This is a genomic window from Desulfotomaculum defluvii (genome assembly GCF_054657375.1).
In genome coordinates this window covers 311,709-337,668 of the sequence record NZ_BAAHYV010000007.1, presented here as the reverse complement: position 1 = coordinate 337,668, position 25,960 = coordinate 311,709, and the positions used below count along the sequence as shown (strand labels likewise).

Sequence of the window (25,960 nt, the reverse complement as noted above, 5' to 3'; positions counted from 1 at the left end):
AATGGACCCTATGGAATGAACACTTGAAAAAAAGTGTTTTACCCATAGGGTTCTTTTTTTGTACAATCATAGCAACAGGAGGAAGGATAAAGTGAGCAAAATTATATTTTCATCCGATGACATCAAAAAACTGGAGACAAACCCCTATGTTGCTAAGGTTTCTGAACGTTCCATCACATACACCAATGATTTTAAGCGTTTGTTCATTGACCAATACTTGAAGGGTAAGTTGCCTCGAGCTATATTTACGGATGCTGGATTCGATATTGATATTATTGGAGTAAAACGATATGAGCAGGCTGCTTACAGATGGATTAGGTCCTATAATGAAGATGGAATCTTAGGACTAAGAGATACTCGTACAGAAAATTCCGGTCGTCCACGGATTAATGAACTTTCACAAGAAGAAATTATTACCCGCCAGGAGGCAAAGATAAAGTTACTCGAGGAGCAAATAGAACTGCTAAAAAAGTTAGACAAAATCGAAAGGAGGATGGTAAACACAGGAAAAAGTCTCGCAACAAGTGATATATTTCAGTTAATTAGCGACACCATTTCAAAATATAAAATGAAGGGTATGGTATCGTATTTCTGTGATATGTTGGGGGTTTCACGGTCTGGGTATTACAATTACTTGTCGTCTGAAGAAACTCGACAGTTACAGGAAGAAAAAGACCTCCATGCAAGGGATATGATTCTTAACGCCTATTACAAGCATGGATACAAGAAAGGCTCACGTTCAATAAAAATGGTATTAGAACAGGAATTCGAATTGGTGTTTAATAGAAAACGGATACAAAGAATCATGCGTAAATATGATATTAAATGTCCAATCAGGAAGGCTAATCCTTACCGACGGATGGCAAAAGCCACAAAAGAACATAGGGTAGTTCCCAATCTTTTAAATAGACAATTCAAACAGCGTATTCCTGGAAAGGTACTTCTAACTGATATTACATATCTTCCATTTGGTGTATCTAAAATGGCCTATTTATCAACAATTAAAGATGCTTCTACAAATGAAATTCTTTCTTATCATGTATCTGAGCGCATCACCTTAGATATTGCCACAAAAACCATTGAAAACTTGATAAATCATAACAGTGAACTACTGCATTCTGAAGCATTTGTTCATTCCGATCAAGGATGCCATTATACCAGTCCAACGTTCCAGAGGCTTCTCAAGAAATATGGTTTAGGCCAATCTATGTCTAGGCGTGGCAACTGTTGGGACAACGCTCCACAAGAATCCTTCTTTGGTCACATGAAGGATGAAATTGATTATCGAACCTGTAATACGTTTCAAGAAGTAGAAAAACTAATTGACCACTATATCAATTACTATAACAACCATAGATATCAATGGGGATTAAAAAAGCTGGCCCCTGTACAATACAGGAACCAGCTTTTAGCAGCCTAATGCTCTTTTTTAAACTGTCCTTGACATAGGGTCCACTTTAATCGAAGCCCCTTGCTCTAATCCTTATATATTTTATTTACTAGCTACTACAATATCTTCCAATTTATTTGTATCACTTAATCCCTCCGGCTCAGCAATAACCTCACTCACCTTCTCCGGCTTCTTCCCACTTCTAAATGCTGAATTACCTTCCAACCTCTCCAATAATATCTTCCTTGCATCCTTATATTCATTACCAACCATGCCAAGCCTAATTAAAAATACTCTAAAGGTAAACTTATCGTTATCAGTATCCTTGGCTTTAGCTGAAGCATGTTTTAGAGCCTTAGCTTGCAGATTCAATAATGCTACAAACTGGGTATAAGCCGTTACCTTTTCGGCACTCAATTCGCCTTCGAAAAATTTAAAGGTAATGGTGCCATTGTTAAAATCATATTTAATCCCTGGGCAACGATCTTCTCCAATACCCCCTATGGCTGTTTTAAAATCCTCCAAGGTTTCCATTTTGGCTTCATTAATACCTGTGCAAAAATCATCTTCAACAATATTTACTGTAAGCCCTAATGATTTCTTTATAAGTGCCTGTTTACTGTAAATCATATTAACCAGATTCCTCAATGTAATTCCGGTATGCCCTTCCATCGGAACTGATACTTCAAAAGTTGTAGTTTCTGTAGGCTCTATAATTTCCTGCTCATTCCCCGAATTCAGTAACGATTCAAGTTCCACTTCATTTCCTTCAGAAGTTGTAATCTTTCCTGATCGGTCAACTGTGTAAGTTTCCACTGCTGTTTCAATTTCATAAGCAAAACTTGGCACTCCCAGGTACTTTGGCTCTACCCCAAAATGGTCTCCTAATAATTTGATAATTTCCTTTCTCTCCATAATAAAAACCCTCCATTCTTGAATTGATGTACCATCACATTAATCACTCTGTGTGGACATTAAATCAAGTTAAATGAAGAGATTAGATAATTTAATGATGATTATTTCCTTCCAAACAGGACTACAAAATTGAAATATTTGTAAATGCAGTCTACGTCTAAAAATCCTACTTCTTTTAGCCAGCAAACCTGATCTTCTAATGTAGACATTTTATCTAATTTTGTCCTTTCATAACCCGAAAGGATTTCTTCTTTTGATAAACCGCTGTTCTCAACTTTATGTTTCCAATCTCTTTTGTACAAGGATTCAATAAAGGAAGTTCCGCCAAGAACCTGATCTGCATTTATAAAAACCCCATTTTCATTTAAGATTGAATAAATATTATTATATAGCTGCTTTTTCTCTTCCTCTGTTAAATGATGTATTGAAAGTGAAGAAACAATCACATCATATTTTTGATTAAATTGATGTTTGGTATAGTCATCAATTATATAAGTAACATTGGGTTTATCTTTAAACCTTTCTTTTGCTACTTCTAGCATTTTCTCTGAGATATCAATTAATGTTAAGTTTGCATTCGGATATTTCTCTGAGATATAAAAAGATAATAATCCTGTTCCTGCTCCAATGTCTAATATATTAGGACTTTCAGAATTGGATTCGGCAATAGATACTGCAATTGAATAAAAATCTTCAAAACATGGTATAAATTTTTTCCTTTGGTTATCATATTGATTAGCATTTTCATTAAATTTAGCCTTTACATCACTGAATTTACTATCCATAGAACACCTCTTCAACTTTTTCCTAATAATAACAGGAACAAATTTAATATTCAATCTGATTAAAAGAATATCATTTAAAATTAGTCAAACTTTCCAATAACTACTGCTCCTGCTTTAAATCCGAGTACCTAATCCTTTCCCCACCCCTTAAAACAAAAACATCGGCATCACTGCCGACTTTATCAATGTACCTGTTTACAATAACATCACAATATTTTGGATCAAGTTCCACCGTGTAACAAATCCTCTCCGTCTCCTGGCAAGCGATCAATGTGCTACCACTACCGCCAAAGCTATCGAGAACCAAGTCACCTATTCTACTAGAATTCTTTATTGGATAGCAAATAAGGGGTACTGGCTTCATTGTTGGATGAAATTCATTTCTGAAAGGTCGATCAAACTTCCATAGAGTAGTTTGCTTTCTATCGCTATTCCAATAATGGCTACCAGTAGGTTTCCAACCAACTAGCACAGGTTCATGCTGCCAATGATAATCTTGTCTGCCCATGACCATAGCCTGTTTTGCCCAAATACAGCATTGGGATAATTTGAAACCTGAATCTATCATTGCCTTTCTAAAATTCAATCCTTCTGAATCAGCATGAAAGACATAAATGCTGGCTCCATCCTGAGCTACCTCATACATTCTGGAATAGGCATCAAAAAGGAAATCATAAAAGCTTTCATTGTCCATTTTATCATTTTCAATTTTCAAGGCATCTTTTGTCTTGCCAACATAGTCCACATTATATGGAGGGTCAGTGACAATTAAACTAGCTTTTTTCCCATCCATTAAAATAGCCATATCATTTTTATCCGTACTATCTCCGCACATTAGCCTGTGCTTCCCAAGTAACCAAATATCACCCTTTTGAGTAATTGGATCGTCTGGTAGTTCTGGTTCAAAATCATCATCCTCGGAGCTATCATTTTCTTCTTTTGGCAAATATTCATCCCAAAGTTTTTCTTCTTCGGAAAAATCAAAGCCGGTAAATTCTATATTGTAATCTTCTTCCTTTAAGTCACTAAGCAATTTTGCCAATGATTCAAAGTCCCACTCACCGGAAATTTTATTTAAAGCCACATTCAATGCTTTTTCCTTGGTTTTATCAATATCAATGACAATGCAATCAACCAGTATAGCCTAACTCCTTCAAGACCTTAGCCCTTTGATGGCCTCCGCAGATCGTCATATCACTATTTACAATTATCGGCTCAATATAGCCAAATTCAGTTATGCTTTTCTTTATCTTATCAAATTCAGCATCTCCAGGCTTTAAGTCCTTCCTTGGATTATATTCAGCAGGAATTAAATCTGATATATTTAACTTTTTAAACTCCATATAAATTCTCCTTTCAAAAAAAATAAGAGGTACCGAATTGGTATCTCTTCATCTATATTATCTAATTTTAAAATTACCCTTTGTCTAGTGAATATTATGATGGCTTAGAGCCACTAGTCCGATTGTTGAGAGCCACTATGTGAACTGAACCCCAATAGTTGGACACCATGATATAATCATTTTGTAGACGAAAGGAGTCCAAAGATGGGGATAAAGGGCCGTAAACTAAAACAGTATTCAGGGGATTTTAAGGTTAGTGCTGTTGAAGAAGTGCTTATCAATCATATGGGTCTACGAGAGACAGCTCGAAAATATGGTGTAACCCATAAGATGATTCAAACTTGGATGCGTTTGTATCTTGAAAAAGGTAAGAAGTCGCTTTACAGAGATATATCTAAACATAATGACCAGCTAGTTAGTGAAATTCCACCTCCACAAGACTCAGATCCTAAAGATATAGCTATATTAAGAAAATCAAAGAATTCCAAGGTTGACGAGTCTTCATTGCCTGATGAAGTCAAAAGAGAACTCAACAGGCTAAGAATGGAGAACGAATATCTAAAAAAGTTAAACGCCTTAGTCCGGAAAAAGGAAAAGTCACAGCCAAAGATAAAGCTCAAATAGTACACGAGCTAAGGCATAAATACAAAGTTACTGAGCTTATTAAAATAGCAGATATTCCAAGAAGCACTTATTATTATTGCACGAAAAACCAATGTAAACCGGATAAGTATGCAACGGTTCGGCCGTTAATAGTGCAGATCTTCAATGAAAATAAGGGTCGTTACGGTCACCGTAGAATAACTGCTGAGTTAAAAAAGAAAGGTATAACTATCAACCATAAAACTGTACTCAAGCTAATGAATGAATTAAATCTGCATTGTTTCGTACGAATAAAAAAATACAACTCGTACCGAGGTAATGTCGGAAAAGTTGCCCCCAACCTATTAAACCGAGAATTTGAAGCAACAAAACCCAATGAAAAGTGGGTTACCGATGTTACAGAGTTTCATCTCTATGGCCAGAAGCTATATCTATCCCCCATATTAGATCTCTATAATGGGGAAATTATCAGCTATGATATTTCTTACCATCCACGATTTCATCAAGTTATGACGATGTTAAACCGGGCTTTTGAAAGAATTCCCGATGGTACTGAACTAATCCTACACTCGGATCAAGGATGGCAATATCGCATGGCAGCTTACCAAGAAGCCTTAAAGAAAAAAGGAATCCGCCAGAGCATGTCACGCAAGGCTACCTGCCTAGATAATGCCGTAATGGAAAACTTCTTTGGCCACCTTAAATCTGAGTTACTTTATAACCAGGAATTTAATTCTGTAGAACACTTTGTCCAGGAACTCCATGCGTACCTAGACTACTATAATTCCAAAAGAATAAAGAAAAAACTTAATTACATGAGTCCGATAGAATACAGATTGCAGAAAACGGCTTAATGATGATGATTTTCCTTGGGAACTTGTTTTGTGTATAGAAGACTTATCCTCCAATTAAGGGGCCTCTTTTGGCATACTTAAATAACTGGAACAGTCAGTAAACCTGTTTGAGTTTAAACATAAATCTGTCTAACTTTTGGGGTACAGTTCAATGTGCATCAAATAGAGCCACGATGTTCATATGGGAGAGCCACCCCCATTTGGTGACGATGGCTCCCGCATTAATTGGTTAACTACTTATCTTTTAGCCCGTGTCGTTCACGCATCGAGATCTTACCATCAATAAATATGGAATACGAATCATGAACTATACGATCAAGAATGGCATCTGCCAGGGTATCTTCGCCAATCTTTTGGTGCCAGCCACCAGGTGCGAATTGTGAACAAAAGATGGTTGAGCCATTCCCATGCCTTGCCTCGATGATCTCAAGAAGATCACGTGCTTCGGCCCCCTTCAGTGGTACTAGAAGCCATTCGTCAAGGATGAGCAGGCTTACGTTTTTGTACTGTTTCATGGTCTTTTTAAATACGCCTTCTCCTCTAGCCACGACCAACTCATCGAGCAAATCTGGGAGACGGACATATTTAACGGTATAGTAATTACGGCAGGCGGCTACGCCTAATGCACAAGCAAGATATGACTTGCCATTACCAGATGCACCCATGACAATGACATTATGCTTGTCCTGAATATAATTACAGGTAGATAACCTAGTTAACTGGGCCTTATCAAGCTTTCTGTCGGCATGATATTCAATATCCTCGATGCAAGCGTTGGGAAACCTGAAATCAGCCTTCTTAATTAATCTCGCTAGTTTATTGTTCTTCCGTCTAGACCACTCCAAGTCCACAATAAGGCCAAAACGTTCCTCAAAGCTTAGCTCCTGGTAGGAATTATCCTTTAGCTGTTCCCTAAAGGAATCAGCCATTGCAGTCAAACGCATTTCATTTAATTTTGATACAGTAGTCTCGTTAATCATTACTGTTCACCCCCGTAGTATCCTGAACCTCTAGTAAAACCAAAGTTTGCTGTGGATTCATTACTAGGTGGGGTGGGATCTTCTTCTGTAGCAACTTTATCCTGACCCGTTTTCAGGATTGTTTGAACGCTCTTGTAACTGGGCTGTGGTGTATAAGTAAGAGCCTTTTTACAGGCAGCCTCTACACGGGTGACAGAATATTTATCCGCTAGTTTTAGCAGTGCCATGCAGGACTTATAGCCTTGTTGCTCTACCTTGTGTGCAGATAAGATCGCCCTAATGGTTGTAGCGGCATTAGGACCAACCCCTTCTGCCCAGGAAATAAACCTTTCAGCGTTCCAAGAGGTATAGTTTTTATGGTCGTCTGGCATATGGTCTACGATGGTACTATATTGTCCTACCCGCCCATGAAGCTTTACATGAGAAGCAATGCGGTGGTTGTTGAAGAAAACTTCTACTACATTTCTGGTTATGCGAACGTCGACTTTATGCTTGATATATTCATAGGGCACGGAATAATGCATTTTGTCCACAGATATGTGATAATTGAACTGCACAGTGGCTGTCTTCCAGATAGCTAATTCGTATGGGGTTGCAGGCAGTGGCATAAGAGCTGATTTCTCCTCTTCAAGAAATACGCTCAGCCTGCTCCCTGGTTTTTTCTGAAATGGCCTGATATTAAATTCAGCCAGCTTTTCTTGAATTGCATGATTCAACTCTCTTAAAGAGAAAAACTTCTGATTCCGTAAGGATGCTATGATCCATGTGGATATGTTACCCACAACACCTTCGGCATTTGGCTTATCTTTGGGCTTGCGAACACGGGCGGGGATAACCGCAGTACCGTAATACTCAGCCATTTCATGGTAAGTCTTGTTAATGGTAGGCGTATACCAAGAAGACTTTTCCACACCTGTTTTTAGGTTGTCAGGAACAAGAATTCTGGTCGCACCACCAAAGAAATTGTAGGCATTCACATGGGCTGCAATCCAGCATTCCTGATTCTGAGATAGAAATGCTTCTACATAGGCATACTGGCTGCAGGATAAAACCCCGACGAAAACATACGCTTTAATTGTTTCGCCCGTAATTCGGTCAACAATCTGGGCTGTTTGTCCAGCCCAATCCACTTCAAGTTGCTCCCCTGGCTTACGATCAATATGCATAGTGGCCTTTGTGGTATTGGCATATTTGCGATAATACCTGCAAAACTGGCTATACATGAGGGGAATCTCATTACTTAGCCTACACTGCTCACAATACTCATTCCACAAAAGGCTTAACGTCACTCCGCTCTTTGCCATCTCCCTGTGGATATACTCACAATCTGGAATTTTCCTCGAAGTGGGTAGGGCCTTTTCGGGAAACATTAAATCCTGAAGCTCGCTGTCCGATAGGTCTTTTTCAAACGGCCAGGATATTCCACATTCATCTGCTCGTTGAATAACAGCTGATGCGGTGTTACGTGAGCATTGGCAACTTGCTGCTATGCCACGCTGACTGATGCCTTGGCTATGGAGCCGAAGGATTTCACGGTACTTGATCATTTGCTGATCCTCCTAGATGTTATTTACACTGAAGAAGTGCAAATTCCATTATAGGGGGATTAAGAGGGCAGTGGCTCTCTTGAGTACCATGATGGCTCTATTTCATGCACATGGTGGCTCTCACAAATCGGAACGGTGGCTCTATCTCGTCATATTATTCAGGCAATCGTGAGAAAGCTATCTGTTAGCGTTATTTCATTTTCTTCTAGGTTTTCAGAGGATATTACCCCATCTGAAATACATGACCTTCCGAAGCTATACATTTTGATTTGTTTGGCCTTCATATGTGTTGACCCCCATATATTAAAAGAACTGAAAGGTTGCCTTCAGTTCAAGAACTTTCTTCGTGGATTACTCTCCCTTTCTTATTAAGACATAATCAGGTAGCCTTATCCCCATATTAACCTCTGTATTCACTTATTTGCTTAAATACCTCTACTTTGATTTTATTATCAATGTCTCGATTTCTAAATTTAGATTCATCAAGGTCTTTTGCACGTTGTATTATATGGGGAATGAAGTTGTTTTTATATATAGACAACAGATGTTGACCGATAGGGCTCATTTTAAAGCCATGGGCACCATCTAAGACTTCCAATACTAAGTATTCAATGTTTATATCTTCCTTGCTTTTTATTGATGCATTTAAAAGTAGACTACTAATAATTGAGTATAAATTTTTATTAATCCACCAATTAAGCATATCAAATTCATTCATTTCAATAACTCCCCGCATTCTTTGTGCCTATATAACCAAGGTAATTACAATAATATAGTGTTTTATTTAAATAATCCTTGCCAGTCAGATGGTTCACCTTTATCAATTTTCTTGATTAGTTTAATAAATTCCCCTCTGATATTTTTTGCAATGGTGCTTGCTTTAGCTTCACCAGTGCCTCTCTCATAGTAGCGTTCATTTATAAGCTCATCTAATTTATCAATAATGTATCGCACTTCAAATTCATATTCTTTTATTACTCCCATAGGACAGAACTCCTTCCAATTCTTTTGAACGTCTTCTCTCAAAGCAACTAATTCTTTGCATTAACAGTAATTTACAATTTACTTTTGTTTTTCATAATATCACATTCTTATTGTTTAATTTGTCGAATATAGAAGTTTGGTTCTGGATTTTATAACGAGTCAAATCAGAATTGATCATAAATACCCTAAAAAACTGAGGAAATATTCCCAGTCATATTATTTAATTAGTTAATCAAATACACACAAGAATATTATATTGAGTTACGAATATACCCATATATGCCTTGACCAGCGACAATATTACCACCCCAAGTTTTCATTAATCCATTTTTCATTGCGTACTTATGTAAATCTTCCAATCCCTTAATAATACGTTGCCTTGTATCTTTTTGATATAAAAACCTAGAACGATTAGTTGAGGATAAATACGAATCTTTCCATGCTCCACTTAACATCTCATTTACTATGTGTGTAAAAATAAACCAACTTACGCATAAAATATCATCAGAATTAAAATCTTCATCTTCAACTCTTCTTCTAATCTCTTTCAAATCAAAGGTTTCTTTTAAATATGCAAAAGATCCATTTTTGAGAAACCTATGCCCTATAATATGCAAGTCTGCCCTTAAAGCCTGATAGAGCATATATCCTAGTATTTCTACAAATAAGAATGACATACCAGATAATGCTAAACCCAATAAATAGTCATTATCTTTTAGTAATTCAGATGTGATTTCTTCGCTTGACATTTTAGTACTATATAAGTCTAGCCTTTTGCATGTTCTTTCTTTAAGCTCCCTTTGTGCAGGAGTAACACTGCGAGCAAATTGTCTTGCTAAAAATGATATTAGTAAGAGTGATTCACTTGGTGCCTCACTATTACTGAACTCCTTAGTTTTGTCGAATTTATAATCACACTCAGCACCATGCTTTAATGTCCTTTGTAGAAAACATATTTCGTAATAATCATTATTCTCAAATAATTGAGATTTCTGGTGTACAGCGATATCTGAAAAACCTATAAATGAAATCCATGTTTGAGCAACTTCCTCGTTATCAACTTTTTTAACTTTTGTTCTGGCGTCTTCCGGTTTTACTTTAAAATGAGACACTTTTCTATTTGATAATGTTCTCCATCGAGAAGGGTATGATTCAAATGCTTCCCAAGCTCCTTGCTTCCTTTCAAAAAACCATCCGATCTCAGCAAATAACTTCTCATAATAAATCTGTTCAGGACTGTTCGAAATTAAATTTCTAGCCTGCATTGGATTTTGAGTATTGGTAGCTTGTACCACCTTAGATATGTCTTTTACAACACTCTCCCTTAGTAAACGTACTAATATGAAGCACTTCTTTTCAAAATCCTTCTTATCTTGGTCTGATAACCCATAATAAGCCTCTGTTACAGAAACAACGGTTTGTAGACCATTTACAATTCCAGGTTCCAATATTTTAAATGAGTTTCTATTTGAAGAAGGGTTTGAAAAAGATGAACAAATAATTGTAACTCCATTATTAAGATACCTAAAATCTCTTCGAGATGATTGATGTTTTACTGAATCTTGTATTGATTGATTAACCTTAGACTTAGTTATATTGCACCTGACATTAGGTTCAAATATTTGATAACCATATTCCCTGTATGAGTTAACTAAGTCAATAGCAGGGCAATAGAAAACAGCACTATTAGTACCCTTAAGCCATTCCCCTTTATCTGGATGCAGTTCCATCCAATCTTTTTTATGCCCCTCTATATTAACCCAGTCCCTATTTTCTTTTCTCCATTTTTCAGTAATTATGTCTTTCACTGTAATTAGTTTAACAGTAAACTGGATAGGTACTTCATTAAAATTAGTAGGAACAGTGATTGACTTAGAAAATCCATCAAATTCATCTTTAGCAGCAACAGTCAATCCTTCACCTACTAGTATTAAATATAAATTTACAGTAATTGGACTTATTTCTTCTAGTGATAATTTTCTTGAGCTTACAGCATGATCCCATCGTTGACGAAAGTATTTAAGTTTTTTATTTTTAATTAACATGTCACTGCCGTGAATAAGAAAATTCTTAACTCTAACTAAATCTGATACTCCTTCATGCCCAAAAAGTTCTTTACTAATCTCTCCTATTTCCGTTAAATTGTGTGTTTTAATCTGAAAAATATCAAACGCTGTGGTTGAAGCAAACCAAAAATCTATACCACGATCACCTGCCCCATCAACAAACATACTTTCTTCCAGTTCATATCCCAACCATTTCGCAACTACTCTATTGAACGCTTGCTCAATCGTATTAATATCAGGGTTATTTAATTCATCAAGTACTGCAGATACAAAATTTGTTCTCAAATTACTTTCATGCACATTTATTTCGTTTAGAGTCATAATTAACTCCCCCCACTTTTACTCTTGCACAATTGATCGCTGATTCATTAGTCTCATTAGGCTGCTAGTTACTTAAAGATATACTTGAACATCAATAACTTTTTATATGTTTGTTAAATACTTCCTTTATTATAGACCATTTATTGAGTAATGGTAATAATAAAAGCACCTACCCCCAGGTATGTGCTTATGATTTAGAATAGATCAGATACTAATTAACTTCTGCGGAATCGATACGTTGTATTTGGTCTCAATCCATTCCCTTATTGATTACTAAAGAAAGGTAGTTTAGTGTAATAATCCCAACAATTCATTTTCTAATTTAGCTGCTAAATTGGGTAAATGTCTATTTGAGATACTTAAACAACATTGTTCTCTCTGATGACTATTAAGTAAAAGATTATTTATAAATTCTTCCTTTTCACAGACGTCTTCAATTGTGTTTTGAAATCGTATATATGCCTCACCTTTATAAAAAGCAACTCGCTTGATAGGATTTAGTTTTAATATATTTAACAAGCCTTGGTCGGCAGACCCAAATGAATGTGCATAAAATATGTTTTCATAATTTGTAAGTGAGTTTCTTATAGCCATTTCAGTTCCAATATTTCTAAGGTGCATTAAATCCCATGTCATATTTTTAAGATCGCCAATTAAATCACTTGAATTCGGTTGGACAAATCTAAAAAAATGTTCAACCGATTGATCGTTTTTCAAGAATAAACAACAAAGGACAAATTCGTATTCTAAATAACAATATAATTCGTTGTTAATAAATTCGACTAACATAGAAACCTTGTTAGTATAAGATTTTTTGTTAAATAATTTGATTAAACAAGTTTTGCATAACAAACAATAAATAACTAGATATCTATCAAATATTTCTGAGTCGGAATTTATTTTAAATTCATGCCAAGCTTTATCGGCTAAAATATAATCTTCAGAAGAAGGCTTTGAAAAGTTTTGTTCGTTTAACTGTTCTTTAGTCAATCTATCAAACATAAAAAAAGCAAGAATGGTCTGGTAGACCCTTATTGTATCAGATATTTTATTATTATATTTAGATTCCATCATGTAAGGCAAAATGGTAGTTTGAATAGCATTTTCTTTTATATATAAGAGAAATTTATAAAATTCATTATCAATAGCAGGTTTTTTTGAATTAATCAACTTGTTGATAAGACTGGCTATGTTAGAATCAAAGTTAATACAGTGTGCCAATTTAATTTGACTGTTTTCATTGTTATTTTTTAAATCTTCTAAGACACAATCATTTAGTACAATCATTTTTTTATAATTAGACAATCCAATGATTCGATATATCCCAAATGTTTTTTCTTCAAAGTAATTTTCAAAAGCAGTATTATTTGCATCAAAAAGGGCATACGTACAATTTTTTAATTTGCTATTTTTATATGCTGTAATCGGGTTTTGCGAAAAAAGAACGTTTCTTATTGAATCTTTTTCCTGTCTTTGTATAACCATAAAAGTCTCCTCATTGTATGCAAACGCATATTAATTATTTTCCATTAAATTAGTAACCCAATAAGAGTGCATCAATTGTTAATGGCCATGATAAAATCCTCATAAATGGACACGAAAAACCGACACTAATGGACATTCCAAAAATGTAAAATGCCCGTTACCTCGAATATCTCTGTTATCGCCAAACAACCGAGATATGAAAGAGAGGTAACGAGCAATAATGACTGGAGTGTGGGAAATCGTGAAAATTGTTGAATGTCGTGAAGCTGGACTTAACAAAACAGCAACGGCCAAAAAACTATCAATACATCGGGAAACAGTAGCTAAGTATTGGGATACTAATGATCCCAGCCAAGTCAAAACAGGCTTCAACAGGCCCTCAAAGTTAGACCCATACAAAGAGTATATCATAAACCGGTTACAGAAGTGGCCAGAATTATCAGCACAGAGAATCTTTGAAGAGATTCAAGTAAAAGGCTACCCTGGTTCGGAACGTAATGTTCGTCGTTATGTGGCAACAGTGCGGCCTAAAAAGGTTCGGGAATTTAAGCCATATGAAACAATGCCTGGCGAGCAGGCCCAAATTGATTGGGGTCATTGTGGTGAAATCATAGAAAATGGCCATCGTAAAAAACTCTATGTATTTGTTTTTTGCCTTGGCTGGTCTAGAGTTCGTTATGTCGAATTTATTACATCCCTAAATATGGCCGTTTTTAACGGTTGCCTTCATCGGGCACTGCAGTACGTAGTAGGGGTTCCCGGCACTATACTTTTTGATAATGCCAAAACAGTAGTATCTGAACGGGTTGGAACAATAGTCAAATTCAATGAAAATCTACTTCAGTTGGCTCTAAAATATGGATTTACACCAAAGGCCTGTTGGGTAAGTGACCCTGAGACTAAGGGCAAGGTAGAATCTAATGTTAAATATGTTAAACGTGGCTTCTTCTATGCTAGGGAATTTAATGGCCTGAGGAACTTAAATGATCAGGCTCAAACTTGGTTGAATACCATTGCTAATAAAAAAGTTCATGGAACCACGGGTTGTGTTCCCATGGAGCAATTGGTAGAAGAACAAGCTTATCTAAAACCCATTCCTAATATAGATACACCACTCCCAGTATATGAATCCCGTAAGGCCACCAAAACAAGCTTAATTTCGATTGATAATAACAAATACTCAGTACCTTCCTTTTTATCCCGGAAAACGGTAAATTACCAGCGTTATGAAGATCATATTGAAATCATTCACCAGAATAAAGTTATTGCAAAACATAGATTGAACCAGGGTAAAGGAAAGACTGTTATGGACGATGCCCATTACCCGGAACATAACAAGCAAAAAGCCCCAAGAAAATGTGCCTTACAAACTGAATTTGAGGCACTGGCGCTTGAAGCAGCCGCCTATTTACAAGGATTAAGTCGTTATCAACCGGGGCACCTAAGGAGGCAAATGGAAGAAATTATTCAACTAAGCAAGCAATATGATTCTGAGGCCATTAACCAAGCTATGAAAAGATCTTTATCCTTTAATGCCTTTGGCTACTCAACACTAAAACGAATTCTTAAAAAACAAGCGTTAGATCCTAAAAGTTTGCCTGATGCACCGGATAAGAAAAGGAAAAAGGAGCTTGACACATCTTATCAGGTGGATGTTGAAAAACGTGATATGAACTATTACGGGGGTGTGGTTTCATGATACGCAAAATGGCCGTAGTAGACCGATCTACACTGGATCAGAAATTAAAACGCTTAAAGCTTGGACATATCCGGGAAATTCTAAATGACGCTAACGAACTAGCTATGGAGGAGGAACCTAGTTATGTTGATTTTCTAGGGTACCTGATCAATTGTGAAATTGAGATGAGGGAAGAAACTCAAAAATCCAAAAGAATGAAAAAGGCAAGATTTCCACAAATCAAAACGCTGGACCAATTTGATTTTTCTTATCAAACATCAATTAATCAACAAAGTTTATATGATTTGGCAGAATTAGGCTTCATTGAGGCTAAGGAGAACATTATTTTTCTTGGGCCAAGTGGGGTCGGTAAATCACATTTATCCACAGCTTTAGGGGTGGCCGCAGTAACAGCAGGTTACACTGTCCGGTTCTATACTTTTACCGAACTTGTAGATGAGTTATACTCAGCCTTGGTAGATGGAGGACTCAGTAGAAGAATTGATTCCATACTCAAAAATGACCTCATTATTTTAGATGAACTTGGGTATGTTTCCATGGATGAAACGGCATCGGATCATATCTTTCAGTTTGTTGCCCAAGCCTATGAAAAAAGATCCCTAATATTAACCAGTAATCTAAATTTTGCGGAATGGGGAACCCTGTTTTCAAATACAAGTACAGCCGCCGCTGTTTTGGACAGGCTGTTACACCATGCCCATGTTTTTAATCTTAAAGGAGACAGTTACCGGATAAGGAACCGATTAATACCCCCGAGCAAAGATGAACCATCGGAATAGTTATAAGCCATTTTAATGTCCATAGTTGACGGTTTTTGATGGCCAAAAGTGTGGATTTTCAAATGGCCATTGACAATCAATTTGCCTTGGTGATGGATTTAGTCCATACGTATCCTTGATATGGCTTTGTAGTGTATACATTCTTATTGCAAAATCCAGATAGCAATTATCAAATTTATTATATTTTACCCTTGCCTTCTCCCTATGCTTACGAGCACTAAATATGCAAATTATACAATTCAAGAATCTACATTCTTAATAAAAAAGCATCCACCTCCCGGCAGTTGCTCTCTTGTAATAATGAATTCGTTTTTTAGTATCTCGTTAAACATAGTCTACCAGCTATTTTTTCTCGCAGTTATCTCCTGCATTAGAATCATACTACGAATTAGGTTATAGATTTTTTGAGGTATATGCATTACTGATATACTGTCTGATTGCCTGTATTCTTTAAATAAATGCATTATTTCATCAGGTATAACTTTTTCCGGGGATAGTTCAGTAATTAATGTTATTAGTTTATTTTCCATATCTTTGCTTAGACTAACGTTGTCAGTTTCCGTAGCATACCATCTAGACAATATTTTTCCGATATTAAATACTACTAACTCTCTACCCCCTAAACCATATTCAATTACTTCAATACGTGATTCAATTGAAGTGGCTAAATTTTCTACTGGCAGCCACCCTTTTGGTCGGTCTTCCTTTCCCGTAACAAAAGGTATCACATATTCTCTAAATTCTTTAATAATTTTTAAAAGTTCTTCTAATTTTTCCGTCTTCAATAGTACTATGGCACAAGCTTCAATGTTAAGTGCAATGGATTCAATTTGCATTGGGTCTTCCTGTACCATTTGACCTATTTCGCCAAAAATTAAATCCATATAATGTTTTAGATTTAGCCCTAAATAAGTTATATCAATCAGACTTAATAATCGTTCTCCTGAGATTTTATCATTATTAGGTATAGATAATTGTGGATAATGCTTTTTAAACTCAGATTCATTAATAATTAATTCTTGAATTAGATCCTGCCAAAATAGTATCCCAACTGGAAATTTCCCCTCAGAAACTCTCTGTTTAGAAAAAAGCCTAATATCTTTTTGCAGTTTTGCATCTGCAGGGGATGTAGTAGCAATATAATAAACAGCTAATTCGGGAACAAAGGTTTCGGCTTTTGTTATTTCTTCATTAACTAGATTAATATCAATATTTAAATTAGTAAGTTTACATTGTACTCCAACAAACTGTCCTAAGTCATCATCGCCATATACATCAACACCAGCCTGTGGTTGCCCTTGCCTTCCATGTCGAGTTAAGTTTGGACTACTCCATTTTATTTTTAAACAACTAAGGCATATATCTTCAAATTCATCCCAACTTTTAGGAATTGGTATTACCATACTTGAAAGTGTTGGCAAAGGAAGCACCCCTTTATATTTATGTATCCCTAATGCGGATAAATTAGATATTATTGAATACATCATGCATTTTTAATAGGTGATATTAGGATATAAATACAATGTTTTCTATTTATTTTTCTCCAATGTTTAGGATATTCCTTTAATAAACAAATCTTAACGCTAATAGATTTATCATTAAACAAAAAGTACCTACCCCGCAGTAAGTATTTTTTTGTATTCCCAACTTGATAAATGTTCATCTACCTAAATACCAAGCCACAAGCCCAAACCCCTACCTTCTTTCTATCCTTAACACGCATTCCACATGCCCCGTCCAGGGGAACATGTCCACTGGTTGAACCTGCATGGTCTGATAGCCCAGCTTATCCAGTGCCCCCAGGTCTCGGGCTAGGGTTGCGGGGTCGCAGGATACATAAACAATCCTAGGTACCTTGGCCTCACTGATGGCTGTTAATACTTCCCTTTCACAGCCCTTTCTGGGTGGGTCTAAAACCACCACCTGTGGTTTTATTTCCTTAGCAAGACTGGGTAATAATTTTTCTACAGCTCCCTGAAAAAATTTTACATTGGTAAGCCCATTTAATTGGGCATTTTCTTTAGCATCTTTCACTGATGCAGAAACGATTTCCATACCTACAACTTCACCAGCATAGCGAGCTAAATAGAGGGCAATCGTACCAATGCCGCAGTATGCATCGATGACCCTCTCATGTCCTTGCAATTGAGCAAATTCCATAGCTTTACGATATAATACTTCGGTCTGCAGAGGGTTAATCTGATAAAAGGAATTGGCAGAAATATTAAATCTCAGACCGTTTAATACATCCATGATATATCCTTTTCCGTAAAGTACTTCATTCTTCTGACCCAGCACAATACGCCCGGGATTACTATTGATGTTGCGAACCACTGAAGCAATTTTCGGCTGCCGGGTAGCTAAAGCCTGGGAGAATGACTTCGCTGTGAGCCATTTTTCCGGTGAGGTTATAAGTACAACCATACACTGCCCGGTATAAAATCCCCGACGAATCATGACATGCCTGAGTAGTCCTTTTTTCTCCCCCCAGTGATATGGTGTTAAGTTATATTCATTAATCAATTCTTCTAATATTACAATAATTTGATTGATCTCTTCCTGTACCAACAGACAGGATTGACTTGCTAATCCTGCAACCAGCTCATAGCTACCCTCTGCATAAAAGCCCAATTTTACCTTACCTTTTGTTTCTTTTACCTGCAGATGAACTTTATTACGGTAGTGCCAAGGGTTTTTCATACCTAGTGTTGGTAATACTGTTACCCCACTTAAACCACCAATTTTCTGTAGAGCACTTTCAACAACAGATCTTTTATGGGCCAGTTGCTCCTGATAATCTAAATGTTGAAGCTGGCAGCCGCCGCAATTCTGATAAGATTCACAGGTAGGCACTATGCGGGCTTCCGCTTGTTTTAATATTCTAACCAAAGTCCCTCTTACAAAGGACTTTTTTACTTGATTTATCCTAACCCGTACCTTCTCACCTATCAGAGCGCCCGGCACAAATATAGCTAGGTTTTGATACCTACCAACACCTTCACCAAAATGACCCAATCCATGGATTTCCACTTCTACTTCATCACCGACGGTTAAATTTGTTATCAAAAGTCTACACCTCTTGTTGATATCATGTAACCTTTTCTATTAATCTCCATAATATATTAGCAAAGGAATAATTTACCTTTGGGGTGGCTACTATGGCTCAGTATAAATTGGTTAGAAAAAAACGTCAACTACATGTTCCTGATCCATGTCATTGCTACCAGAATGACCATGTTGACCTGGTAGTCGAAGGTGCTGGAATTCGTTTGTGTCGTCTATCCAGCCTTAGTGTTCCCGCAGAGGTATCAGCTTATATTCCTAGGGTGGAAATCCGGCACCGAACCTATCAAAATGGTGAACTGGTAAGCGAAGATGAACGCATATACAATAGTATAACAGTGGTTCACGCTCCCAGACACCCACCGGAAAACCTTAACGGCTCCATCCCTCATAAAGGACCTTTCCCAAAGTGGCCTGGTGGCTACAACGATCCATCCTCTGAACTGGGTTCTGAGCAACCTCCAGTTCCAGGAGAGCAGCCAACGCCACCAGAGGTCCCGGTGGCCCCGGGTCCAGACCAACCGGGAGCATCTTATCCACCTGATATTCCTTCACAACCGGAGCCCCACCCCCCGCCGGTATCTCCTCAAAGGAAAAAGACTCCTCCCCTTTCTTCCTTACCTAGAATATTACCTCCGGGGGGCCGCGGGCCATTTATTACCATTAATAAGAGACCCTTCGGCAATTAAGGGTAACAACTTATTGAAATTAAAGAAGTCCCATTGGGATTTCTCTTTTTGTATAGTCACTATATCTTAATTTCACTTAATTAAAACCACTAACACTAATAGTCTAGAATTGATATTTATAGATTATTTAAAAAAGTAATACTATTTTAAATAATGGTTTTTTAGTTGTCGCCCTTGCGACAACCCCCTAGCTATGCTAACCTGTATTAAGGGAGTAAAATCATCGGGGGTGGTTATATGTCCGGGAAAGTGAAAAATAGTGCTAGCCTTTTTCGGTTATACGACCTGGTCTTTTTACAAAAAATTCGTGATAATAAACCTAGCAAAGAAAAACCAAAAAAACAGCTTATTGATAGCAAGAAATAATCAATATTGTATTAACAAAAGTACATTGTTTACTATTATAATACAATTATTATTTTACCCAGGCTAATGGACCTGGGTTTCTTTGTTTGTAAATAATTAACCCCAGGCAACACATAAAATATACTCCTTATGAAGATATTTTAAACTGTAACCTGGGGTATATATTATCTTTTAAATTGACCAACCAAATCCCTTAACTCATCAGATAATATGTTTAAGGAATTAGCAGTATTTGTAACTTCCTCCATAGCAGCAGTTTGTTCTTCGGTGGACGCTGCAACGTTTTGAATACCTGCAGACATTTGCTGTGTAGCTGAGGCAATGTGATGAATCTCTGAAGTTAACCTCTGCACAGAAATTATTATTTCTTGGAATGTATGGCTTACATCCTGAATCACCGCACTACCAGTTGTCACTTCTTGATTATCCTTATCAATTTTCTCCACAGCCAGTTGGGTTTCATTCTGTATGTCCTTGATTAATCTGGCAATATCTTTGGTAGCTGCGGCAGATTTCTCTGCTAATTTTCTGACCTCTTCTGCCACCACTGCAAAACCCCGTCCCTGTTCTCCTGCCCTAGCAGCCTCTATGGCAGCATTTAAAGCCAGTAGATTAGTTTGATCAGCAATACCTGTAATAATATTGACAATATTACCAATTTCCAAGGTCTTTTGGCTTAATTGATAAACAACCTGTGATACTTGACTGGTTGAATTAGTAATGGACTGGATTTGATAATTTACTTTATTTAGCCCTTCATTTCCTGCATTGGCATACTTGGCTGTGGTTTCTGATACTAAAGAAACCTCCTGCACATTGCTACTCAACTGTTCCACCGTTGCTGCTATTTCATTCATGGTAGTGGCAGTTTCCGTAGTACCGGCAGCGGTTTGCTGGGCTTGTTCATTAAGTCCTGTGGAAACAGCAGCTAAATTGTTGGCAGTTTCGGTCAGGTGGTTCAAAATATTATTAATGTTATTCTTCATTGTGTTAAAAGCCTGTGCCAGATGACCTATTTCATCTTCTCTGCGAATTTTTATATCCCCTATAGCCATATCCCCTTGGGCTAATTTGTTTGCACTTTCCTCAATCTCACTAAGTGGTACATTTATACTGCGGGCAATGTATAATACTGCCGCAATACTCAAACCTATTGCTAGCAGTATTGCCATAGTTAGCATGAGAATTGATTGATGACGGAGCTCGTTCCCTTCATCACTGGCCTTAACACTATTCTCCTGATTATATTTGACAATCTCTCTGGAGGAAACCATAGCAGCATCATAAAAAGTTAAGGACTCACCTTTGATAACTTTCAATGCTTCTTCTTTCTGACCACTGCGGCTTAATTCCAAAAGTTTATTACTGGTATCTATGTAGTTTTTTAGTTCAGATTTTAAAACAGTATATAAATTACGATCCTGATTACTGGCAATGGATTTTTCATAGGCAGCTAAGTTTTCGTTGATTGCCCTTTGGTTTTTCGCTATACTTTCTTCCATTTCTTTCATTTCGTTAACATTTTTAGCAAGGATATGTCTGAATTCACTGGCCCGGATATCTGAAATCATGGCATTAATTTCCTCAGCATGCTGAATTCCAGCCAACCAGTAATCGACTATTTCCTGTGATTTACTGTTAATTTTACTCATGATAAAACTTGCATACAAACCAAGACAGATAATTAGCCCAATTAATAAGCCATAAGAAACAAAGAGCCTCATCCTGACGGTCATTTTATTCATTGTTACTTCCCCCTAGCTGCAAATATAATTAGTCCTACTTATATAATTCGACATTTTTCTTGTTTTCTTTATATCAAAAACCTGGCCTTAGCCAGGTTTTCTCCGTAGAATTTTTATATTAATTGACCGCACTCAGGACAGTTTAGATCTCTTTTAACCTCTACATCCACAAAGGACATAGATAGTGCATCCATAGTAAGCATTCGCCCCACCAACAGGTCTTCTTTTCCTAGCAAGAACTTTACTGCCTCAGTGGCCTGGATAGAACCGATGATACCAGCCACCGATCCGAGAATACCTACCTCTGCGGTGCCTTTTACAGAACCCTTGGTGGGTTGCTGCCGAAAAATACAGCGAAAACAAGGTCCCTTGCCAGGCAAAATTGTCATTGCCTGACCTACCATCGAAAGAACACCACCATAAATAAAAGGTTTTTCCTTAGTAATGCAAGCCTTGTTTAAAACATAGCGGCTTTCTAGATTGTCTGTGGCATCCACCACGATATCATATTGATCCAGTAGTTCCAAAATATTTTCATCGTTGATACGGTAGGGATAAGTTATTATCTCCGTATCGGGATTGATCCAAGACAACTTTTCTCGGGCAGATTCTACCTTTAAACGTCCAATATCCGGGGTGGAGTGGACAATTTGTCTCTGCAGATTTGAATAATCGACCACATCTGCATCGGCTAAACCCAATCGACCGATGCCAGCAGCAGCCAAATAATAGATCACTGGGGAACCTAGACCACCAGTTCCTACCACTAGCACCGAAGAGTTTAGTAATTTAAGCTGCCCCTCTTCTCCCACCCCCGGCAGCATAATATTGCGGTTATAGCGCTCTTTCTGTTGAGCAGAAAGAGATGAGGGTGCAGTCTTTTTCTTAAGTTGTAGGAACTTGTTCTCTATAAGCTTGGCCACACCAGTGATATCATTTAGGTCAAAAAGAGGTATATCTAAATCTAAAGGTAAATCACTGATCACTGCTAACAGTTCCTCGGTGGGTAACACCAGTCCATTGGCAACCTCAGCCCGTGCCAATTCAATCTTTGGTTGGGAACCCCTTTTATAACCTTCAACAATAACTAAATCCAGCCCGGAAAAGTAGTGAAGTATTTCTGCTAAGGACATTTCTTGATCTAGATTCTTTATCAGCCCAAAACCAGTGGGTGTAGACAAGGCTACCATTTCAGCTCCGGCTTGTCTATGCCGCCAGGTATCTTTTCCTTCTATATCTAGTTCAAAGGTACCCCGGTGGTGCTTTACAGTACCTACCCTGTATCCTCTATTCTTTAACTGATGCAAGAGTTTTTCCAAAAAGGTAGTCTTGCCAGAGTTTGAACTACCCACCAGTGAAATAACAGGTGGCACATTTTTGGTATCACTGAATTTCAATGGTATCCCCTACCTTTACGGTACCTCCTTGAAGAACTCTAATAAAAATGCCTTCCTTAGGCATAACACAATCGCCTGCCTGATGATAAATGGCACAGCGAGTATGGCACTCTTTACCAATTTGCGTTACCTCACCTAGGGCATTTTCACCAATCTTTAATTTAGTTCCAATGGGTAATGATACTAGATCAATATCTTCAGTGGTTAAGTTTTCTGCAAAGTCCCCTGGTCCTACCTTTAAGCCCATTTGACGCATTTTTTCAATGCTTTCCAATGCCAATAAGCTAACCTGTCGATGCCATTCTCCAACATGTGCATCACCTTCGATGCCATGCTCAACTACCAGCATAGCTTCCCCGACGTTTTTCTTCCTCATGCCCTTTTTAGGGCTGGTGCAAACAGCTACTACTTTTCCCATTGTTGTTCTCCCTCCCGAATGAAGTCACCGCTTTTGCCACCACTTTTACTGACTAGGCGAATGTTTTGGATAACCATCCCTTTGTCCACGGCTTTGCACATATCATAAATGGTAAGTGCTGCCACACTTACTGCAGTAAGGGCTTCCATTTCTACACCTGTTTTACCACCAGTCTTCACAATACCCCGGATTTCCACCCGATTCGGAGGTGCTATTTTAAAGTCAATATTAACGCCTGTAATCATAATTGGATGGGCCATCGGAATTAAACCAGGTGTGCTTTTGGCTGCCATGATCCCAGCAACTCTAGCTACACCAAGGACATCTCCCTTGGCCATGCCACCCTGTTGTATTAATTTCAGAGTAGCCGGTGCCATGGAAACTTCCCCTCTTACCTCGGCCAGTCGCTGGGTTTCAGCTTTTTCGGTTATATCAACCATACGGGCATTTCCACTGGCATCAAAATGTGTGAGCTCTGACACGGTGCTTTATCCTCCAATCTGACTCATAACTCGTTGGTCTGTCCAACCCTCTTCCATATGGTGTTGGCTGGGTTTATATCGAATTGCCTTGGCAATAAGTCTTGCTAATTCTTGCCTATCGGCACCCTCCCTTAAGGGAGTTTTTAAATCAAATTCTTGTTGACCATAAAGACATGGGCGTAACTGCCCATTGGCAGTAAGTCGCAGCCGATTACAACCAGCGCAGAAATGTTCACTTATGGCAGTAATAAAACCAATGGTTCCCTTAGCCCCAGGTAGGCGGTAATATTTGGCTGGACCGCTTCCAGTCACCTTTACCTCAGTTTCCAGAGGGGCAAATTCTTGCTGTATACGCATTAAAACCTCATCAGCTGAGATAAAGTTGTCAACTGCCCAAGGATTGCACTCCCCTATAGGCATTAATTCAATAAAACGAACATGGATGGGCATATCTTTAGTAAGTCGGGCAAAATCTACAAATTCATGGTCATTGACACCCCGTACAGCCACAACATTTAATTTTACCGGATAAAGCTCCAAGGCCAAGGCTTTTTCAATACCATGCCAAACATCATCATAATTGCCGATCCGAGTGATATTTCTGAAGGTATCTGGGTTTAGGCTGTCCAAACTAAAGTTAACGCGATTTAATCCGGCCTGCTTTAAATCCTCTGCCATATCTGCAAAGAGTACACCGTTGGTGGTCAGAGAAATATCATCAATCCTTGGATTGGCTGAAATCTTTTTAAATAAGTCTACAATATTTTTTCTCACCAGGGGCTCTCCACCAGTGATGCGGACTTTTCGAATTCCAATATCGGAGGCAGCATCCACCACCCGGGCAAATTCCTCTAAACTTAGTATTTCCTGATGGGGGGTATTTTTCACCCCTTCTGGAGGCATACAGTAAACGCAGCGCAAGTTACAGCGGTCTGTTACGGAAATGCGCAGATAATTTATGTTTCTATTATATTTGTCAATCATTTCGTCCGCCCCCTATTAATCCAAACTATGCCACTTACTTGCTAATTAAATAAGTTTACTTAAAGGCATCTTGCTTTTAAATTTCCTAAAAAGATCTTCTGTTGGTAATTGGTGGTACTTTTTATTGAATCAAGGGGTAACCATTGTAACTATCAAACCACTGTTATTTCAGGTTTTTACCCTAAGACTTCCTCCGTGTTACAATTTTATATTTATTAAATCCATAATTATTAAATTATGGTCCAAAAGGGTATGCTTTCTTATACATAACGAACCTCTAAGCAGGGGTAGAAGTGTGTCTTACTCCTACCCATAAAAATTTAACCCCCGCCAACTGGTGGAAAAAGTGCTACCCGATCACCATCTTGCAAGATTGTGTCAAGGGTTTTGTGCAAGCCATTGATTAATATACTAAAAACTTCTTCCTCAGGGATATTAAGTTGTTTAACGATATCCCGAGCAGTAGTACTTTCATCAATATTTACAAGAATCTTTTCACCGTAACGAGTTCCTGTATGTTTTTCCAAGCCAGTATATGCCCTTATTTCAATCTGCATGCTTGGTCACCTCTTATTGTGATTATATCACATGTTCTTCGCAAAATATTGCCAATGCAATGACAATAATATAACCTAGGTTTCTTTCTTTTGAATAATACCAAGAAATACACGATAGGGTCCTGGAGTCCCCGGAGGTAAAAGTGCAACTCTATCTCCCGAAGAAATAGCATGGGATAAACCTTCTACCACACCGTTAATAAATACTGCTTCAACCTGTTTTTTGTCAATGCTTAATTTATCTATTATATCATAGCCAGTAATAGTATTACCTTCAAACTCAACTATGGTTGGAAATGGATGCCCTTTATCCAACAAAATCTTTTGCAAAGGCCCAAAAGCCCTTAATTCGATTTTCCCCATTTCACTCCCCCCTTAGACTATTATATAAAAGAATTATAAGAGATAAAAATATTTTAATTCTAACCTAAGGCATGTTGAAAACTCAACTTTCCGTTATGCTAATTAAAAGGAGCTAGGTATTAGCCCAGCTCCTTTTAGCAAGTTC

General features: G+C 37.6%; 24 protein-coding genes. 5 read left to right on the top strand and 19 right to left on the bottom strand.

Annotated elements, in window-relative coordinates; translation table 11 throughout:
* Positions 1 to 91 precede the first annotated feature (91 nt).
* On the top strand, positions 92 to 1,420 hold the full coding sequence (locus ACYQ03_RS08695; RefSeq protein WP_459906721.1) for an IS3 family transposase: 1,329 nt from the start codon (positions 92 to 94) through the stop codon (positions 1,418 to 1,420).
* 72 nt (positions 1,421 to 1,492) lie between these two features.
* On the opposite strand, the gene ACYQ03_RS08690 is transcribed toward ACYQ03_RS08695, so the two are convergent.
* From ACYQ03_RS08690 to ACYQ03_RS08675, 4 genes are all read right to left on the bottom strand, one after another.
* Positions 1,493 to 2,305 (bottom strand): virulence-related protein, encoded by an 813-nt coding sequence (locus ACYQ03_RS08690; protein ID WP_459909258.1) that lies wholly within the window; start codon positions 2,303 to 2,305, stop codon positions 1,493 to 1,495.
* Between the two features lie 101 nt (positions 2,306 to 2,406).
* Positions 2,407 to 3,090 (bottom strand): class I SAM-dependent methyltransferase, encoded by a 684-nt coding sequence (locus ACYQ03_RS08685; RefSeq protein WP_459909256.1) that lies wholly within the window; start codon positions 3,088 to 3,090, stop codon positions 2,407 to 2,409.
* 100 nt (positions 3,091 to 3,190) lie between these two features.
* The gene (locus ACYQ03_RS08680) at positions 3,191 to 4,174 is read right to left on the bottom strand and encodes a DNA-methyltransferase (RefSeq protein WP_459909254.1); all 984 of its coding nucleotides are present in this window, start codon (positions 4,172 to 4,174) and stop codon (positions 3,191 to 3,193) included.
* 46 nt (positions 4,175 to 4,220) lie between these two features.
* Positions 4,221 to 4,433: a ParB N-terminal domain-containing protein gene (locus ACYQ03_RS08675; protein ID WP_459909252.1), complete on the bottom strand. Its 213-nt coding sequence runs from the start codon at positions 4,431 to 4,433 to the stop codon at positions 4,221 to 4,223.
* 204 nt (positions 4,434 to 4,637) lie between these two features.
* Here ACYQ03_RS08675 and ACYQ03_RS08670 point away from each other — a divergent pair.
* Positions 4,638 to 5,890, top strand: a protein-coding gene (locus tag ACYQ03_RS08670) for an IS3 family transposase (RefSeq protein ID WP_459908225.1) whose coding sequence is annotated in 2 segments (ribosomal slippage) — positions 4,638 to 5,004 and positions 5,004 to 5,890 — 1,254 coding nt in all. Because the reading frame shifts where the segments join, the coding sequence is not laid out codon by codon here.
* A 233-nt stretch (positions 5,891 to 6,123) separates the two neighbouring features.
* On the opposite strand, the gene istB (ACYQ03_RS08665) is transcribed toward ACYQ03_RS08670, so the two are convergent.
* The 6 genes from istB (ACYQ03_RS08665) to ACYQ03_RS08640 all read right to left on the bottom strand — a co-directional run bounded on the left by istB (ACYQ03_RS08665) (position 6,124) and on the right by ACYQ03_RS08640 (position 13,273).
* Positions 6,124 to 6,870, bottom strand: a complete 747-nt coding sequence (istB, locus tag ACYQ03_RS08665) for an IS21-like element helper ATPase IstB (RefSeq protein ID WP_459906873.1) — start codon at positions 6,868 to 6,870, stop codon at positions 6,124 to 6,126.
* Entirely contained in the window at positions 6,870 to 8,417 is a 1,548-nt protein-coding gene (istA, locus tag ACYQ03_RS08660; protein ID WP_459906871.1) for an IS21 family transposase, read from the bottom strand. The genes istB (ACYQ03_RS08665) and istA (ACYQ03_RS08660) overlap by 1 nt, the downstream gene beginning before the upstream one ends.
* A gap of 400 nt (positions 8,418 to 8,817) precedes the next feature.
* Positions 8,818 to 9,135 (bottom strand): hypothetical protein, encoded by a 318-nt coding sequence (locus tag ACYQ03_RS08655; protein ID WP_459909250.1) that lies wholly within the window; start codon positions 9,133 to 9,135, stop codon positions 8,818 to 8,820.
* Positions 9,136 to 9,197: 62 nt separating this feature from the next.
* On the bottom strand, positions 9,198 to 9,401 hold the full coding sequence (locus tag ACYQ03_RS08650) for a hypothetical protein (protein WP_459909248.1): 204 nt from the start codon (positions 9,399 to 9,401) through the stop codon (positions 9,198 to 9,200).
* Between the two features lie 251 nt (positions 9,402 to 9,652).
* Positions 9,653 to 11,788, bottom strand: coding sequence for an AIPR family protein (locus tag ACYQ03_RS08645; protein ID WP_459909246.1), 2,136 nt, complete (start codon positions 11,786 to 11,788; stop codon positions 9,653 to 9,655).
* 288 nt (positions 11,789 to 12,076) lie between these two features.
* A complete protein-coding gene (locus ACYQ03_RS08640) occupies positions 12,077 to 13,273 on the bottom strand; it encodes a hypothetical protein (protein ID WP_459909245.1) in 1,197 nt (398 codons plus the stop codon).
* Positions 13,274 to 13,514: 241 nt separating this feature from the next.
* Between ACYQ03_RS08640 and istA (ACYQ03_RS08635) the strand changes: the two genes are divergently transcribed.
* Positions 13,515 to 14,972, top strand: a complete 1,458-nt coding sequence (gene istA / locus ACYQ03_RS08635) for an IS21 family transposase (RefSeq protein WP_459908595.1) — start codon at positions 13,515 to 13,517, stop codon at positions 14,970 to 14,972.
* Positions 14,969 to 15,751 (top strand): IS21-like element helper ATPase IstB, encoded by a 783-nt coding sequence (gene istB, locus ACYQ03_RS08630; protein ID WP_459908593.1) that lies wholly within the window; start codon positions 14,969 to 14,971, stop codon positions 15,749 to 15,751. Before istA (ACYQ03_RS08635) ends, istB (ACYQ03_RS08630) begins: the two co-directional genes overlap by 4 nt.
* Before the next feature lie 335 nt (positions 15,752 to 16,086).
* On the opposite strand, the gene ACYQ03_RS08625 is transcribed toward istB (ACYQ03_RS08630), so the two are convergent.
* Both ACYQ03_RS08625 and rlmD read right to left on the bottom strand, forming a co-directional pair.
* A complete protein-coding gene (locus ACYQ03_RS08625) occupies positions 16,087 to 17,172 on the bottom strand; it encodes a hypothetical protein (protein WP_459909243.1) in 1,086 nt (361 codons plus the stop codon).
* Between the two features lie 274 nt (positions 17,173 to 17,446).
* On the bottom strand, positions 17,447 to 18,817 hold the full coding sequence (gene rlmD / locus ACYQ03_RS08620) for a 23S rRNA (uracil(1939)-C(5))-methyltransferase RlmD (protein WP_459909241.1): 1,371 nt from the start codon (positions 18,815 to 18,817) through the stop codon (positions 17,447 to 17,449).
* 92 nt (positions 18,818 to 18,909) lie between these two features.
* On the opposite strand from rlmD, the gene ACYQ03_RS08615 reads away from it, so the two are divergent.
* Entirely contained in the window at positions 18,910 to 19,503 is a 594-nt protein-coding gene (locus ACYQ03_RS08615; protein WP_459909240.1) for a hypothetical protein, read from the top strand.
* A gap of 530 nt (positions 19,504 to 20,033) precedes the next feature.
* Here ACYQ03_RS08615 and ACYQ03_RS08610 read toward each other — a convergent pair.
* From ACYQ03_RS08610 to ACYQ03_RS08580, 7 genes are all read right to left on the bottom strand, one after another.
* Positions 20,034 to 21,614 (bottom strand): methyl-accepting chemotaxis protein, encoded by a 1,581-nt coding sequence (locus ACYQ03_RS08610; RefSeq protein ID WP_459909239.1) that lies wholly within the window; start codon positions 21,612 to 21,614, stop codon positions 20,034 to 20,036.
* 113 nt (positions 21,615 to 21,727) lie between these two features.
* Positions 21,728 to 23,011, bottom strand: coding sequence for a molybdopterin-guanine dinucleotide biosynthesis protein B (mobB, locus tag ACYQ03_RS08605; RefSeq protein ID WP_459909238.1), 1,284 nt, complete (start codon positions 23,009 to 23,011; stop codon positions 21,728 to 21,730).
* Complete coding sequence (locus tag ACYQ03_RS08600; protein WP_459909236.1) at positions 22,998 to 23,429, bottom strand: MOSC domain-containing protein; 432 nt, start codon at positions 23,427 to 23,429, stop codon at positions 22,998 to 23,000. The genes mobB and ACYQ03_RS08600 overlap by 14 nt, the downstream gene beginning before the upstream one ends.
* Positions 23,417 to 23,911 carry a cyclic pyranopterin monophosphate synthase MoaC gene (gene moaC, locus ACYQ03_RS08595; protein ID WP_459909234.1) on the bottom strand — a complete coding sequence of 165 codons (495 nt, stop codon included), beginning with the start codon at positions 23,909 to 23,911 and terminating at the stop codon, positions 23,417 to 23,419. The genes ACYQ03_RS08600 and moaC overlap by 13 nt, the downstream gene beginning before the upstream one ends.
* Positions 23,912 to 23,917: 6 nt before the next feature.
* Entirely contained in the window at positions 23,918 to 24,895 is a 978-nt protein-coding gene (gene moaA, locus ACYQ03_RS08590) for a GTP 3',8-cyclase MoaA (protein ID WP_459909232.1), read from the bottom strand.
* A gap of 320 nt (positions 24,896 to 25,215) precedes the next feature.
* A complete protein-coding gene (locus ACYQ03_RS08585) occupies positions 25,216 to 25,452 on the bottom strand; it encodes a MoaD/ThiS family protein (protein ID WP_459909231.1) in 237 nt (78 codons plus the stop codon).
* A gap of 75 nt (positions 25,453 to 25,527) precedes the next feature.
* Positions 25,528 to 25,815 (bottom strand): MoaD/ThiS family protein, encoded by a 288-nt coding sequence (locus ACYQ03_RS08580; protein WP_459909230.1) that lies wholly within the window; start codon positions 25,813 to 25,815, stop codon positions 25,528 to 25,530.
* Positions 25,816 to 25,960: the final 145 nt, after the last annotated feature.